Annotated in this window: 18 protein-coding genes; 16 read left to right on the forward strand and 2 right to left on the reverse strand. The window is 41.4% G+C overall.

What is annotated here, in order from left to right; all coding sequences use genetic code 11:
- Window positions 1-148: 148 nt before the first annotated feature.
- The 10 genes from B5Y40_RS07270 to B5Y40_RS07315 all read left to right on the forward strand — a co-directional run bounded on the left by B5Y40_RS07270 (window position 149) and on the right by B5Y40_RS07315 (window position 8,450).
- Window positions 149-2,545 carry a GAF domain-containing protein gene (locus B5Y40_RS07270; RefSeq protein ID WP_079686013.1) on the forward strand — a complete coding sequence of 799 codons (2,397 nt, stop codon included), beginning with the start codon at window positions 149-151 and terminating at the stop codon, window positions 2,543-2,545.
- Between the two features lie 132 nt (window positions 2,546-2,677).
- Window positions 2,678-3,091: a hypothetical protein gene (locus B5Y40_RS07275; RefSeq protein ID WP_079686014.1), complete on the forward strand. Its 414-nt coding sequence runs from the start codon at window positions 2,678-2,680 to the stop codon at window positions 3,089-3,091.
- A gap of 51 nt (window positions 3,092-3,142) precedes the next feature.
- Window positions 3,143-4,822 carry a GAF domain-containing protein gene (locus tag B5Y40_RS07280; RefSeq protein ID WP_079686015.1) on the forward strand — a complete coding sequence of 560 codons (1,680 nt, stop codon included), beginning with the start codon at window positions 3,143-3,145 and terminating at the stop codon, window positions 4,820-4,822.
- Window positions 4,823-4,903: 81 nt separating this feature from the next.
- Window positions 4,904-5,296, forward strand: a complete 393-nt coding sequence (locus B5Y40_RS07285; RefSeq protein WP_079686016.1) for a hypothetical protein — start codon at window positions 4,904-4,906, stop codon at window positions 5,294-5,296.
- A 21-nt stretch (window positions 5,297-5,317) separates the two neighbouring features.
- A complete protein-coding gene (locus tag B5Y40_RS07290; RefSeq protein ID WP_079686017.1) occupies window positions 5,318-5,755 on the forward strand; it encodes a hypothetical protein in 438 nt (145 codons plus the stop codon).
- A gap of 30 nt (window positions 5,756-5,785) precedes the next feature.
- Complete coding sequence (locus tag B5Y40_RS07295) at window positions 5,786-6,178, forward strand: hypothetical protein (RefSeq protein WP_079686018.1); 393 nt, start codon at window positions 5,786-5,788, stop codon at window positions 6,176-6,178.
- Between the two features lie 57 nt (window positions 6,179-6,235).
- On the forward strand, window positions 6,236-6,424 hold the full coding sequence (locus tag B5Y40_RS07300) for a hypothetical protein (protein ID WP_079686019.1): 189 nt from the start codon (window positions 6,236-6,238) through the stop codon (window positions 6,422-6,424).
- A gap of 34 nt (window positions 6,425-6,458) precedes the next feature.
- Window positions 6,459-6,851: a hypothetical protein gene (locus tag B5Y40_RS07305; RefSeq protein WP_079686020.1), complete on the forward strand. Its 393-nt coding sequence runs from the start codon at window positions 6,459-6,461 to the stop codon at window positions 6,849-6,851.
- 93 nt (window positions 6,852-6,944) lie between these two features.
- Complete coding sequence (locus tag B5Y40_RS07310; RefSeq protein WP_143785647.1) at window positions 6,945-7,415, forward strand: hypothetical protein; 471 nt, start codon at window positions 6,945-6,947, stop codon at window positions 7,413-7,415.
- A 12-nt stretch (window positions 7,416-7,427) separates the two neighbouring features.
- Window positions 7,428-8,450 carry a hypothetical protein gene (locus B5Y40_RS07315; RefSeq protein WP_079686022.1) on the forward strand — a complete coding sequence of 341 codons (1,023 nt, stop codon included), beginning with the start codon at window positions 7,428-7,430 and terminating at the stop codon, window positions 8,448-8,450.
- A 13-nt stretch (window positions 8,451-8,463) separates the two neighbouring features.
- Here B5Y40_RS07315 and B5Y40_RS07320 read toward each other — a convergent pair whose 3' ends face one another.
- Window positions 8,464-9,717: a sensor histidine kinase gene (locus tag B5Y40_RS07320; protein ID WP_079686023.1), complete on the reverse strand. Its 1,254-nt coding sequence runs from the start codon at window positions 9,715-9,717 to the stop codon at window positions 8,464-8,466.
- Between the two features lie 277 nt (window positions 9,718-9,994).
- On the opposite strand from B5Y40_RS07320, the gene B5Y40_RS07325 reads away from it, so the two are divergent.
- The 5 genes from B5Y40_RS07325 to B5Y40_RS07345 all read left to right on the forward strand — a co-directional run bounded on the left by B5Y40_RS07325 (window position 9,995) and on the right by B5Y40_RS07345 (window position 13,924).
- Complete coding sequence (locus tag B5Y40_RS07325) at window positions 9,995-10,858, forward strand: helix-turn-helix domain-containing protein (RefSeq protein ID WP_079686024.1); 864 nt, start codon at window positions 9,995-9,997, stop codon at window positions 10,856-10,858.
- Window positions 10,859-10,929: 71 nt separating this feature from the next.
- Entirely contained in the window at window positions 10,930-11,850 is a 921-nt protein-coding gene (locus B5Y40_RS07330) for an alpha/beta fold hydrolase (protein ID WP_079686025.1), read from the forward strand.
- A 42-nt stretch (window positions 11,851-11,892) separates the two neighbouring features.
- Window positions 11,893-12,303: an OsmC family protein gene (locus tag B5Y40_RS07335; protein ID WP_079686026.1), complete on the forward strand. Its 411-nt coding sequence runs from the start codon at window positions 11,893-11,895 to the stop codon at window positions 12,301-12,303.
- A 145-nt stretch (window positions 12,304-12,448) separates the two neighbouring features.
- Complete coding sequence (locus tag B5Y40_RS07340; protein ID WP_079686027.1) at window positions 12,449-13,441, forward strand: NAD(P)H-quinone oxidoreductase; 993 nt, start codon at window positions 12,449-12,451, stop codon at window positions 13,439-13,441.
- 69 nt (window positions 13,442-13,510) lie between these two features.
- Complete coding sequence (locus B5Y40_RS07345) at window positions 13,511-13,924, forward strand: SpoIIAA family protein (protein WP_079686028.1); 414 nt, start codon at window positions 13,511-13,513, stop codon at window positions 13,922-13,924.
- A gap of 51 nt (window positions 13,925-13,975) precedes the next feature.
- Here the strand turns inward: B5Y40_RS07345 and B5Y40_RS07350 are convergent, their stop codons facing one another.
- A complete protein-coding gene (locus tag B5Y40_RS07350) occupies window positions 13,976-14,866 on the reverse strand; it encodes a diacylglycerol/lipid kinase family protein (protein ID WP_079686029.1) in 891 nt (296 codons plus the stop codon).
- Between the two features lie 86 nt (window positions 14,867-14,952).
- Here B5Y40_RS07350 and surE point away from each other — a divergent pair, with 86 nt between their 5' ends.
- The gene (surE, locus tag B5Y40_RS07355; RefSeq protein ID WP_079686030.1) at window positions 14,953-15,696 is read left to right on the forward strand and encodes a 5'/3'-nucleotidase SurE; all 744 of its coding nucleotides are present in this window, start codon (window positions 14,953-14,955) and stop codon (window positions 15,694-15,696) included.
- Window positions 15,697-15,811 lie beyond the last annotated feature (115 nt).

Here is a 15,811-nt window from a genome sequence, read left to right on the forward strand (position 1 = left end):
AAATTTCATGTTTGCATTGAAGTTGAAATGGTTTTTGCCATCTATAGTTTTTTGCCTTATCGAAACGAAAATTCAAAGTAAATACAATTTAATACATCCGCCCCAAGCCAGTTCATGTATCATTTAAACGAAGAAAAGCGCATTTTTTATGAAATTGAAATTTAATCTTTCGCATCAGATATCCATTGGATACCTGGTTATACTGGTGGTAGCTATAGCTGCTGTACTCTCTTGTTTTCTGACGCTGAAGAAAAATGCAGAGCTGGATAATCAGATCGATCAGGTATATATGCCACTCTTTTCTTCATTAAAGGAGCTGAGTACGCTACAGAATAATTCTATACGGTTAACAAATCGTTGGATACACAATCCAACGGAGCGGCAAGAGAAAAAAGATCAGGAAGTGATCTATAGGACGCGCTATCAGGAACTAAAGCAGGAGCTGACTGAGGTACTGGATAATTTGCCTCAGCAAGACGAAAAGAAGAGTTTACTGAATATGCTGGAGGAGTTTCAGTTAATTCTGATGGAAGAAGCAAAGTTGATGAATACGTTGAAGAATGATTCGTCTTATGCAGACAGTGAATTGCTCAACAATGCGATTCGGAGATGGGATCGTGTCGTGGTGCCCCAAGCCAAAGATTTTAAAATCAAATTGGATGCGCAGGTAAAACTGTTATATACTAAAATTGAAACCGCGCGAAGTGAAAAGCAGCATTCGAACAACGTCATAACGTTTGTGCTGGTGATTATGTTGGTACTATTTATAGGCACTTCCGCTATAGCTTATTTTCTATCGGTCACTCGTTTAGTAAAGCCCATTATACAATTGAAAGATGTGATTCGTGAGATCGGAGAGGGAAGTATGGTGAAAGCGACTTTTGAGAAGCGAAAAGACGAGATCGGTCAAATCACGCAAGCGCTTACCAACCTGATGGATGGTATAAACGGAAAATTGATTTTTGCAGAACAAATTGGTAAAGGTGAGTACACTGCTGATTTTCAATTGCTGAGCGAGCGTGATGCTATGGGAAAGGCGTTGCTGGAGATGCGCGACAATCTAAAACATAACACAGAAATAGAGCGTCAACGAAACTGGGCCGTTACAGGTCTTGCCGAATTTGCTGATATTATTCGGAACCAGAACGATCTTCAAATGTTGGGCGATGCGATTATCCGCAACATCGTAAAATATACCAGTTCCAATCAGGGAAGCCTTTTTATTATCAGTGATGATGGTGAGGAAAGTGAAGTATACCTGAAGCTTCAGGCCTGCTATGCATGGGATAAAAAGAAGTTTGAAGAGAAGATTATATATAGAGGTCAGGGTCTGATTGGTCAGTGTTGGGAAGAACGCGAGCCGATTTTTATGAAGCAAGTTCCCGATAACTATGTGAATATAACTTCGGGCTTGGGATATGCTACACCACGTTCAATTTTCATCGTTCCACTGAAAGTAAATGATTCAGTTTACGGAGTATTAGAGCTTGCATCTTTTGAGCCATATCAAAAGTATAAAATGGAGTTTATAGTTAAAGTCTGTGAAAATATAGCATCCGCTATATCTTCTGCACGAAACTCTGAGCAAACTAATCGGTTGTTATCATTGAGCAGACAACAGACGGAAAATCTGCACGCACAGGAGGAAGAGATGCGTCAGAATATGGAAGAACTGGCGGCTACACAGGAAGAGATGCAGCGCGTGTTGGTAGAAACGCAGAATAAAGAACGTTATCTCCGTGACATGATGAATGCTTCAACAGATTCCATTCTGACATTCAATACTGAATATAAAGTATTAAACTATAATACTGTAGCGCAAAAATCTTTTCAGGCTGGCGGTAGTAAACTGGAGGTTAACGCAGACTTGCTAAAGTTGGCTTCCTCCGCAGGCAGAGAGATTAAGCCTATATATGATCGTGCATTGGCCGGGGAAATTGTTCATCTGGAAACTGAATATAGCGGGATGCACTACTCGATTCAGCACGTGCCTATGCGCAATGACCGCGGTGAAGTATTTGCCGTTGCCATTTTTGCGAAGGACATAACTATTATAAAAAAAGCCAAACTCGAAGTTGATCGATTGCTTGCTGAGAGTCAGGCACAAGAAGAAGAGTTGCGTCAGACTATGGAAGAGTTGCAAGCAACATCGGAGAGCGAAGCGAAACGTGCAAGAGAACTCGAACGAACTTCCGGGCAACTCGATGCTCAGAAACAGATGATGTTCCGCACAATCGAGAAGCTAAAGGAAAAAGAAAAGGAATCACTCGCACAGGAGGAAGAGCTACGCCAGGCAATGGAAGAATTGCAAGCTACCATGGAATCGGAATCCAGGCGTAACAAGGAACTCGAACGCAGTGCTTCACAAATGGAGGCACAAAAGCAAATGATGTTAAAGACGATTGAGAAATTGAAGGAAAAGGAAAATGAAACGCGTGCTCAATCAGAACAGATCAAACAAAAAGAAGAACAGCTTCTTGCACAGGAACAAGTGCTTCGACAAATGATGGAAGAATTGGGAACGTCACCCGAAGCCAAGAAGTAAAGGGGATACAGAAGAGCGTATAGATTCTGTAAGTATAGAATTTGAATACACTTCATGTATAGACGGTCCATGTGTGACGGAGCGGTGACGATGACATTGAAAAGTATATACCTATATAACAGATAATTAAGTATGCAGCCCTACTTTGAAAAGGAATTTGTGAGTATCGAGCATGACAAGCGTAATGCAATCGTTGTGATGAAATGGAAGAGTAATCCCACATCGGAGGAATATAGATTGGGACTTAATACTTTGCTTTTTGCAATGCAGCAATTTAAAACCGGTAGAGTTATTATAGACACAGTACAGCTGGGTGAAGTTACATCTGAAGACCGGCAATGGTCTGCCACGACCTGGACTAACATGGCAGTGCGATCAGGTTATTCTCATCAAGCTACCATTGTATCTGCAGACGATTTTTCAAAACTACCAGCAGAAGATGTAGTCAGCAAAGAAGTTGGTATTCTCCTCTTTGCCACTTTCGATAATCACCAGGCAGCGCATGACTGGATGAATACTGAATATAAGCGGGCAGAATCGATTTAAGACACCAGGAGTATTCAATTATATACTTAACTCTTCATCGAATACACCAGAATGAAAAAACGGATTAAGAATTTTTTTGCAAGGAATATAATTCTCATGGCTGTTGTACTGATCGCAGGACTCCTGATCATGAATGTTGCTCTTATTTTTCAATATAAGAAAACCATCGTAAAGAATAATAACATTAAGCAGGAGGCAAAGGCCATTAGCTTTAAAGTTGAACAATTGATAAGCTATACACTCCATAACATGGATCTTGGTATACGGGCGTATGGCGTTACAAAGAATAGAGAGATGCTAGGTCCTACAACGTCAGCGATCAAAGGCGTTGATGCAATGTTTAGCGAGCTTGAAACAAGACTTGTGGCGCAATCCTATGATATATCTGGGCTGAAAGATCTTAAAAAAACATTTGTAGAGTATGGTGAATTTGTAACGCAGATGGAACATATGGTAGATATGGACAGTATGCATACATTTCAAAAGATGTTGGAAGAAGATCGTGGATTAAAGGTATTCATGCATTGGAATGATGTAGGGGTAAAAGCTCAGATTTTTGAAGATACGATGCTGTGGAAGGCAGAGGATAGCTACCAGGCTGCGATCGATGGTAATATATACTTGCAGATTTTTATTCTGGTCGTAAGCCTTCCTACGTTAGGTTTTATAGTGTATAAAATTAAGAGCGATGATCGTTCACGTCTCTCTCTGTTGGCTTCGTTGGAAGAGAACAATCGTAAATATGTATTCAATCCTGGGGCGGAAGTATATTTCGATAATCCTAAAGAAATGATCGAGCGATCCATCAGTAACCTTCAGCAGGCAAGTGGATTTATTGAAGATATCTCTGTCGGTAAATATGATACCGAATGGACTTCGCTGAACGATGCAAACAGAAGCCTCAACGAAGTTAACCTGGCGGGAAGACTTGTCAACATGCGCGATCAGCTGAAGCAAATGAAAAAAGAAGAAGAGCGCAGGTTGTGGACCAATGAAGGATTGACCAAATTTTCAGAGACGGTTCGCAATTATCAAAATAATTTTTTGGATTTGTCGAATGAAGTCGTACGATTCCTAACGAAATATATGGGCGCTCAGCAGGGCGGACTTTTCGTATTAAAAGAAGACGAAACAGAACCTTACCTTGAACTTACCGCATGTTACGCTTTCGATAGAAAGAAATTTGTTGAACGGAGAATTGAAATTGGTGTAGGGCTGATTGGCCAGGCATACCTGGAAGGTCAAACTACATTTCTTACAAGGGTACCACAAGGATATACCTATATAACTTCCGGAATGGGTGAAGCTACACCCCGCTCTGTTGTGATCGTGCCAATGAAATACAATGATAAAACGGAAGCGATCATTGAACTCGCAAGCCTTGAGGAATTTGAAGATTATCAAGTAGCCTTCCTCGAGAAAGCTGGAGAGTTTGTTGCGTCTGCGCTGCAAAGCGTACGAACTACGGAGAAAATGCAAAGCTTGTTAGAGTCATCACAGCGCCAGGCAGAGGAGATGCGCTCGACAGAAGAAGAGATGCGGCAAAATCTTGAAGAGCTGCAGGCGACACAAGAAGAAATGGTTCGCAAACAACATGAGCTTGACCGTGTACAGGCAGCAGACGCAGAGCGTGCGCGAATTACTTCTGAAAGTAACAGACAGGCAACCAACAAGATCATTGAAAAGCTTAAGGCTACCGAAGAAGAGCTCCGAAAATTAAAAATGGCGTAACTGCAGTATATATATGACAATGCAGCGTGTAGCCTCATGTCAGTGAACAACGAGTAAAGAATATCTAAAATTAAGGATACGATGGAAACATACTTTCAAGTAGACTATATGTTGATCAGCTTCGATGTGATGCGGAGAGTCATAATTGCACAATGGCTCGTATCTCCAACGTCAGAAGAATTGCGTGCAGGATCGTATAAGGTTATTGATGCGGTTAAAGAGTATGGAACCGGTAAAATTGTATGGGATACGACACACCTGGGTACCATACATCCGGACGATCAGCAATGGGCATCTACAGAATATGCGCTGGAGTTAAAAAGCGCTGGTGGCTCATATTCAGCCTTTATTATACCGCAGGAAATTTTCACACAACTCTCGGTAGAAGATACGATCAGCCAGGGTGCCGACTTAGTACCGTTTGCATACTTTAGTAATATTGATTTGGCACTGGAGTGGTTAATTGGTCGCTAGGTAAGTTAAACAAGTATATATATGCGAATTTTTTTTGAGGAGGACTATATTACAATTCAGTACAATGAAACGAATTGTACGTTGGTTACTACGTTTATAAAACCATCGTTATCCAAGGAATTCCGCGAAGGAATGCTTGTTCTCATTGGTGCCATGCAACATTTTAAAACCGGTAGGGTTATTTTCGATACCAGCGGTCTTGGCGCTCTGTTTCTGGAAGACCAGTTATGGATTGCTGAATATTGGTATGAACTGGCTATAAGTGCAGGGTATGAAAAAGTTGCTTTCATAATTCCTGAAGGAACATTTGCTCAATTCAGTGTAACTGGAGCAACAACGATGGTAAAGAAGAGAATACCTACAGGTTACTTTGGTACTGAACAAGAAGCATACGACTGGATAAACGAAGGTTTCATTCATGGTGATGAAGTTTTGAAAAGCGAACGTACGGATAAGTAATACACATATAGAATAGATTGAATTATAGACATGGAGCTTTATTTTGAAAAAGAGTACGCCAGCATCCACTTCGATAAAGATAATGGTATGCTGATCATGAAATGGATAATGTCTCCGATGTCAGACGAATATAGGGAAGGCTTGAGTACGCTTCTTGTTGCCATCGATAAATTCAGAACGGGAAAAGTTATTTTCGATATTCGAAATGTTGGAGCTCTCCATCCGGACGATAGCGAGTGGGCTATAGCCAGTTGGTTTCCCGCAGCAGAGAAGGCAGGTCTGACTCACTCCGCCATTATTATGCCTGCCGATATTTTTGCTCAAATGAGTATCGAGTCACTTAAAGGAGATGCAAGTAAAACTTTCATAGACTGCTATTTTGATAGCAGGGAAGATGCCTTCAATTGGATGATAAAGCAGTAGCGCTATACGATATACTATAATTAGTAATATCTCATTGTTAAGAATAAGAAATATAGAATGGTCACGATATTACACACACTAGAAAGCGAAACTATAGATTTTGATACGTTTGGACAGTTTGCACTTGAAGAATATGAAGCCTTGCATGCAGAAAATAAACCTGAAGCGGCTTTTGAAATGAAAGCGGTATCGAGTATTGCGTCAGCTAAAGAATGGCTTCAAAAATCAATTGCGCGTTGTGATTAAATTCTTATCTATTTAAGACTATATATACTGAACCATGGAAATATATTACGACCAAGATTATGTGGTAGTCTATTATAGTGCAGAAGCCAATGCTGTGGTTATGCGCTGGAAAGCCGCTTCTACTTCAGAAGAATACAGGGCCGCTTTGAATGTATTGCTTGCTGCGATAGAACACTTTAAGACTGGTAAGGTCATTGCGGATACAACGCATCTAGGCACAATCCATCCGGATGATCAAGCGTGGTCTGTTACAGAATGGACACTAAAAGCTATTAGCGCGGGGTATTCGCATCTCGCGATTGTTCTACCAACGGAAGTCTTTACCAAGATGTCTGTAGAAGAAACGATGGGTCAGGTAACGGAGATTTTACGATTTTCCTACTTCGAAGGTATGGATGCAGCCATTGTCTGGATCAAACAACAGTAAGTATATATAGTATCAATTAACAAGGTTGTTTATCGGTGTACAGCAAATATGATGCAAGCATCGTACTGTAACACCGCTTATGAATCAACGTCTATGAATACAATAGAATTGCTCAGGCTCACGACTACTACCGGACGAACATATTTGATCGTCAATATGGTGGATGACGAGATTATGGAAATAATATGGCAAGGTTTTACTCCAGAACTTATATTCAAAGCTGGTATTGATACTATCGCGGACCTGATGATTAAGCATCATCCTGCAGGGATAATATTTAATATACTGGATCATAAAAGCATCAGCAAAGAGTCACAACGCTATGCAGCAGCCGCCACGCTCGAGTATGTAAAGAAATATTTCGTCAGAACCATTTCACGGCAGCGATTCAAGCGTGTTATCGTAGCCCCCGGTGATGTAGTACTTCCGGAAGCTGAAGATCAGCCCGGTGGATACTTCTTACGACTGTCCGAGTCAAGGGTGGAAACAATTGTTCTGCGGGATATGGAGGAAGTATACCGCGTATTTGAGTTGCAAACTTTCCAACGCCAGAGTGAAAGGTAACAACTAAATGAGATGATCAACCGATATCCTGCGCATCAGCGAACATTGGAGATTAACATCTTACTCCGTTTTATAGTGAGTACGATTCTCATTATTCTCCTTTATCTAACTTTTGATTTATACAAATCTAGTTATGATGCCGCCCTAAAAGCAGCGGTAAGCATAGTAGTATATGGTGCATGTTATGGATTGATCATCTATACCCGTGGTTCACGTGGGAGCACCCGGTTTGTGATGTGTATATTTATACTTTCAATTATAGGTGGATTCTTTTTTCAGGGAGGGATGTTTGGTATAAACTCCCTGGACATGTTCGGGCTCATTATCGTTCTCCTTATCATTTTTTCTGGCTGGGACCGAAATGTATTTGTAGTGATATATTTTCTGGTACTTGGGATGATGATTTTCGTTCAGCTGTACCGTTTCGAATGGATAACAGATGACGGTAAAGACGACACTGTTCTCATGAATATCTTTGAGATAATCGCGCGCATCGGCAATACGGTATATATTAATTACCTCTATAAATGCGAATTTGAACGGGAGCGGGTTCGGGTTTTTGATGTCAATGAGCAATTGGAGCAAACCAGCATCGAAATTTCGGCCCAGAATGAAGTGATTGCAACCTATAATAAGAGGCTTGAGGTGCTGGTTGAGGAGCGGACGAAGGATATCCAGATTTTGAACAGGAAACTAATCGAATACGCGTTCTTTAATTCGCATAAGGTGAGGGGACCGCTGGCCCGTATTCTCGGGCTGGTATACCTGATGAAACGTGCAACCGTTTCGTCACAGGATAATTACGATCATGAACTGGTAGAGCATATAAATATGATGGATGTTTGTGCTACAGAGCTTGACGATGTAATTAAAACCATCACTAAACTTCTGGATGAAGAAACAAAAGATTTGCTGGAAACGAATACTTCAATTTCTTCGAAAGAAGATTACTATACCTTGATCACAGCACTCATTGCAAAAAAGGATGATCAATACACTGGAAAATCCCGAACAGAAAGAGCACAGACGGAATAACTATATATACTGTTCAAGGATTGTTGACGACCTGATTTTCATGATCCGGTAATGAAAAGTAAAACGTTGCACCTTCGGATAACACCGCATCAGCCCACACCGTACCACCATGCTTGGTAACAATCCGGTGCACAATGGCGAGCCCTACTCCGGTTCCTTCAAATTCCGTTGGCTTGTGTAATCTTTGGAAAACACCAAACAACTTGTCCGCATACGCCATGTTAAAGCCTGCACCGTTGTCTTTGATGAAGTAAATAATTTCATTGTCCTTCCTATACGAGCCTATTTCAATAAAGGGTCTTTCTTTCCTGGAGGAAAATTTAATTGCATTCGATATCAGATTTGCCCATACCTGGCTAAGCAAAGAATAGTCTGCATAAGATGGAAATAACGTACCTATCTGGATCGTACTTTTATGTACAGTGGATTGGTTAATTTCATTGATCGTGCTCTGCAGGAGTTTATAGGTATCAATGGTATTTCTTTGTAATTCCTTTCGCGCAAGGCGTGAGAATTTCAGTAAGTCATTGATCAGCGTATCCATTTTTCCTGCGTTCCGCTGAATGACACCGAGTACACGCTGTCCCTCCATGTCAAGCGTCTTGCTATAGTCTTCCTCTAACATCTTCGAAAAACCAATGATCGCACGAAGCGGAGCACGAAGATCGTGCGATATAGAATAAGAAAAGGACTCAAACTCTTTCGTAATCAGTGCAAGCTCCTTACTTACCAGTTCATGTTGCGCTGCAGCGTCTTTAGCGCGTTGCTCCAGGTCAGTATATACTTTGATGGTTTCGAGCGCGCTTGCTGCGAGGTCCGCCAGTGATTGTAATAGTGCTATCTCTTCGTGTGAAATAACACGATGTTCTGCCCAATATACACCTAACGCTCCTGTTGCATGGTCCGTACCAATGGGTACGATCGCGATGCTTTTTACAAATGTAGGATGGTATATATCCGGTGACACCCGGTCATCTGCATAAACATCTTCAATGATAGCCACCTTTCCATGCGTCATAGACCAGCCACCCAGACAAGTGTCTATAGGGAAGCGACTTCCTTTCCACAAAGGGCTCATGGCATCTTCATCTGCATAGAAACTATAGTTTCCTTCACGCAGAATAAATGTAGCACCATCGGCCTCCGTAATTTTTCGCGCGACAGAACTTATAATGCAGGTTGCACTGCTTAGATCACGCGCCAACAGTAACGCTTGCCCGGTTTTTGCCAGGAGCTCCATGCCGGAATCCATGATCGTACTATTCATAACTGGTTGCAAATGATATACAAAAATATAAACGCCTAAACTGATTTTGGAATACTCTTCAATTAAACGTGTCTATTTTCTGTAAAGCATTGAAGATCCAGTTAGAATACCGGAATATGTTTTCAAACAGAAACGGTTTATCCAGTATATTTTTGACAGGATCAAAAGCGCGAACAGTTTGCTGGTATTGAAGTTGATTTGATATTAAGCCATGCCAATGCAGTAATTTTATTTTATAGTTTTTTTTTCCTACTTCTGTGGATTATTACCTGCGGGCATGAACCAGTTTAAACAGTTTATCTATAAGAAATTTGGCCTTTTAAATTTTGACGCAGCTTCAGTAAGTGGGGTCAATCAACAGGAATTCAACCCTTTTATAAAAATTCTCTATCTAAAAGCGGGCTCTTCCATCCAGATCGATTTCAATCGCTATGACCTGAAGACTGATGCATTGTTCTTTATAACTATAAATCAATGGTACGAGGTAAAGAAGGCAGGCAAAGGCAATAATGGATTGATTTATTATAACCGCGATTTTTATTGCGTTGAGATTCACGATAAAGAAGTGTCATGCGATGGCATTCTCTATAATAATGTATATGATATACCGGTAATTTTTCTCTCGAAGGAAAATGCACCGGTAATGGAGCGAGTGTTTAATGAATTGGAGATTGAGTTACAGAATAATGATTCTGCGCAAGAGGAAATGCTCCGGATTCTATTAAAGGAGATAATTATTCGCTCGACTCGCATCTGGAAGGAATCAAATAAAGCAGATGATGAAACACAGGAGATAGAATTTCTTCGGCAGTTTAGCAGGCTTGTTGAATTGCACTTCAGAGAATATCATAGTGTCTCGGACTATGCAGCCATTCTGAACATTACACCGAAAGCATTGAACAAGCGCATTCATAAATATGGAAAGCTTACTCCCAACGAGATCATTAAAAACAGAATTGTGCTCGAGGCAAAACGGCTGCTGGTCCATACAGAATATAGCGTAAAGGAGATAGCGTATAACCTCGGTTATGAAGATCCTGCTTACTTTACAAGGCTTTTCACGAAGGCTTCGGAGGCATCGCCTGCAGAATTCAAGAAGAACTATTATACCGCTTCGGGGAAAAACGTCCAACACAAGTAGTCTTTTGTCTATCCCCCAGGTGATTCCCTTCGTATACTTTTGTGTCGTTGATAATTAAACAACATCACAAAATGAAAACACGAATGAACATCTTCTCAAAATCAATCTGGCTGATTGTATTTGCTGTTACAAATTTAGTACACCTTGGAGCAGCGCAACCGCGCGTTAACGCTTCATTAGGCAGAAGCGAATATATAGAAGTAGAGCCGAATGTAAAGTTGCACGTTACGGATCTCGGTGAGGGCAAACCTGTAGTATTGATTCATGGCTGGCCGTTAAGCGATGCCATGTATGAGTATCAGTATAACGAACTTGTAAAGAATGGCTTCCGTGTGATTGGTATCACATTGCGTGGATTTGGTAAATCAGATAAACCTTATGGTAAATATAATTATGATGTATATGCTGATGACATCAAGGCTGTACTCGATAAACTTAAAATAGAAAAAGCAACGTTGGGCGGTTTCTCCATGGGAGGTGCAATTTCGATTCACTACGTGGCTCGTCATAATAGTGCGCACGTTGCTAAGTTAGCGCTCTTCGGTGCTGCCGCTCCAATGTGGACACAACGCAGTGACTATCCGTACGGTTTTACAGTTGAGGCTGTAAATGGTTTGATCTCCTTAAGCGAAACAAATCGCCCGCAATTGCTTGAAAATTTCGGTGGAATCTTTGCAGCATCAGAAACATCTGTACCAAAAGGTCTTGGCAACTGGCTTGGCGGCATCAACCTTCAAGCTTCTCCATATGCTACTACACAAAGTTTAATTGCCTTACGGGATACTGATCTTCGTCCGGAATTAGCGAAAATAAAAATTCCTACTGTGATCTTCCACGGCACAAAAGATAAGATCTGTTCATTTGATCTTGCAAAGCAGATGAATGCTGGTATCAAAGGATCTACGATTGTAACTTTTGAAAATAGCGGTCATGGTCTTTTCATCGAAGAACTTGAAAAGTTCAACGCAGAGCTTATCAAATTCGCCAAGTAATATTTGTTAATAGTATCATACGTATAAATAGTATATATCATCATGAAAAGAAAAGCAACAGCAGTTTGGAATGGTTCCGGTAAAGAAGGTAACGGTAACCTGACAACACAAAGTACCGTGCTGCAAAAAACTCAATATTCATTCAACTCACGCTTCGCAGAAGGAGTAGGTACAAATCCTGAAGAATTAATAGCGGCTGCACATGCAGGTTGCTTTACAATGAAGTTGAGCTTTGTATTGGGAGATGCAGGTTTTACACCTGAGCAACTGTCCACCGATTGCTTGATAACATTTGAGAACGGCGTTATAACCGAATCACACCTGGTGTTAACCGCGAAGGTTCCGGGTATAAGTGTAGAGAAATTTAACGAATGCACGACCGATGCAAAATTAAATTGCCCCATCTCTATACTACTAAATACATCCATAACACTGGATGCGTCTTTAGTCTGAGTCTTAGAATTATAGGGAATGTAAGCGCGTGCAACGAAAGTTGCGCGCGCTTCCTATATATAGCCCGCGCAACACTTTTAATTTTTATAGCGCGTCTTTCATCCAGGCCTTTAGCCTGAGCTCGAGTTTTACTATCATTGTTATTATGAAAGCCATTGTAATAGAGAAACCAGGAAGTCCTGAAGTATTGCAGCTGAAGGAGAAACCGAAGCCAGAGCCTGCGGCACAGGAAATACTTGTGAAGGTGGCAGCAGCCGGAATCAATAGACCAGACGTTGCGCAGCGTAAAGGTCACTACCCACCACCAGCAGGTGCATCACCAGATATACCAGGCCTTGAAATCGCGGGAACTATAGTAGCCGTTGGTGCGAATGTAAGTCGTTGGAGAATTGGCGACAAAGTATGTGCCCTGGTTACTGGTGGAGGATACGCTGAATACTGCGTTGTTCCAGAAGGACAGGCGCTCCCTATACCGGACAATCTGAGTTTTGCCGAGGGTGCGTCTTTACCCGAAACTTTTTTCACGGTGTGGAGCAATGTATTTGATCGAGGGAGATTGCAACCAACAGAGACGTTATTGGTTCATGGCGGATCAAGCGGTATAGGTGTAGCTGCAATTCAACTGGCCACAGCGTGGGGATCAACTGTATATGTTACGGCCGGTACAAAAGAGAAATGTCTGTATTGTGAAACACTCGGAGCTGAGAAGGCTGTCAATTATAAGACAGAAAAATTTAATGACGTTCTACGTCAGGAAACCAGGGGCAGAGGTGTTGATGTGATTCTGGATATGATCGGAGGCGATTATATATCGGATAATCTGGATATACTTGCCGAAGAAGGACGACTTGTTCTGATCAATGTAATGCAGGGAGATGTAGCACAGGTTAAACTTTCAACCATTATGAAGAAGCGATTAACGGTTACCGGATCAACGCTTCGGGCGCGTGATACTACATTTAAATCTGCGATTGCTGCACAACTCGAAAAACATGTTTGGCCTTGGCTTCAGTCCGGGAAAGTAAAGCCGGTTATTTACAAAACGTTTCCTTTGTCGGATGCCGCTGCGGCACATGCTTTAATGGAAAGCAGTGAACATATAGGGAAGATTGTTTTGCTTACCGAGGAAGTGGAATAGTAAAATGTACCTAAATCTTAACACACCAAGTACTGACATCGATTCAAATTATTTTGTAGCTTGGTATCGATGAATCCTAAAGTATTTGAGGCGCCCTTCGCTTCGGTAACCTACTATCCTGAGAAGCGACTACTGGTATTGGTCTGGGACGGAAGTCCATCTAAAGAAGAGTACCAACAACCATTTTTAGCTATGATCGAATATAGCAAGAAGCATCCCGTTGATAATATGCTGTCCAATATCTCTAAGCAAGGTATTATCAGCCCCGATAGTCGCAAGTGGTTTGAAAAAGACATGATGCCGCGTGCTGCCCAGGCAGGGCTGAAGCATGCCGCTATAGTCACCAACGGTAATGCATTCAAGCTATACTATATTAACATCATCCTGTCTGCTGTAAACAAATTTCCGATCGTAACCAAGCTGTTTAATAACCAGGATGATGCATTGCAGTGGCTGGCTCATTTTCAGAGTCCAAAATCGTAACACCCATTCTTTAATCGATGTCTATATAGGCGCATACCGTTTCGGATCATCCTAAACTCTGGTTGTTAAAAAATGGACAGCGTCTTCCTGTAGCTCTATTTTGATTTCAGTAGCTTTATCAAACTTGATATATTCATCATCAACATGCAGGTGTACACCTTCCCAATATATTTTTAATTTTTTTGCTTTCAGGATACTAAAGAATGCAGGCTCTTCCTTTCCCATGATCTTGCTTAAAATATAGTTTGCAAACTGTTCGCGTTGTGATTCTGCAATCAAAACAACTTCAAATTGTCCGTCACCGGGATCTGAAAAAGGAACAAGATTAAGATTGGGACCAATCGAACGTGTATTCATCACCTCAGCCATCAGGTAATTTCCAGAGTGTTCGGCATCGTCAATTTGTATAGTACATTTACGCGCTTCATAGTCCAGTACGATATCGTGAAGTATCTCCAGTGCTGTCTTTATTCTTTTATCCGTGGATGCATCTTTCCTTGTAGTTATTTTTTGCATCTCTTTCATGAGTCGTGGAAAGACACCAAAGCCCAATCCTTCAATAAAAAACTTTTGATCTTTCAGATTATAAATGCGTCCCACATCGAAGCGTTTTATTCTCTTTAGATCCCACTGCGTTATAATATCTTCGGGGTCTTCTTCAAGCTCCAAAGTCTTCGCTATATTATTCGCAGTACCCAACGGAAGTAGACCAATGGGTAAACGTTTATCAAGGAATTCGAAAGCCACTTTCCGAACTGTACCATCGCCACCAGCAACAATAATTAGGTCTGTTCCCTTCGCATCCAATTTTTCCCAGCCTTCTTCTTTTGTAGAAGATAAGCTACACTCATAACCGGCCTTTTTTAAAATTGTAATTATATTTTGAGTAGGATCAGCCCCTTCCCCGGCTTTTGGGTTGTAAATCAACTTTGCAAATTTCATAGAGTATGTTTCTACAATGCTTGCAGGATAAATATATGCCTGGTATGAATTATTAAGGTTTTAAACCAGGATAAAATAAACATCACATGAGAATTCTGATCACAAACGATGATGGTATCTATAGCCCTGGTATAGCAAGTCTTGCAAAAATAGCAGCCCGTTTTGGCGAAGTACGCGTGGTAGCTCCTGACGTTGAACAGTCTTCTATGGGACACGCAATTACAGCATCACGACCTTTATTTTATAAAAAATCACCGGTGAATTTTGGAGATATAGATGCATACCGCGTCAACGGTACCCCTGCTGATTGTGTCGCGTTGGGGTCACACTTGTGGGCGCAGACTGATGTAGTGTTGTCAGGTATAAATATGGGATCAAACCTGGGCAACTCCATGTGGCACTCCGGAACATTGGCAGGAGCGAAGCAAGCCGTATTGCTGGGCATGAAAGGTATAGCATTGAGTACACCAGCCGGCAAAACAGAACCAGACTTTGATACACTCGAACCGTTTGTTGAAAAAGCATTGGCACTCCTATTGGACAACCCGAATCTATCATTGGTTAACGTAAATTTTCCTCCAAACCCTGTCGGTATAAAATGGACCCGTCAGTCTGTTCGGCAATACGATGGTAAGATTGTTCCGGGCACAGACCCGATGGGCAGAAAACATTATTGGTTTACAGTTATACCACTAGAGCCCGCAGAAGAAGGAACCGATAGGTGGGCGGTAGAGAATAATTATGTATCAGTCACACCGTTGCGCTTGGATCTTACCAATGAAAATGAGCTAATGAAGGTATTGCAGAAAACCCCTGCACCGACAGCATAATTGTAAGGTGTATGACTATAAATATAGTGCGTTACTAAATTCAATAAGTATATAATACAACTTTTGCAGCATGATCGTCTCACAATTTGCTTTGTGGTGGTCATGCTTTTTTTCT

The organism is Ohtaekwangia koreensis (assembly GCF_900167975.1).
GTDB classification, from domain to species: domain Bacteria; phylum Bacteroidota; class Bacteroidia; order Cytophagales; family Cyclobacteriaceae; genus Ohtaekwangia; species Ohtaekwangia koreensis.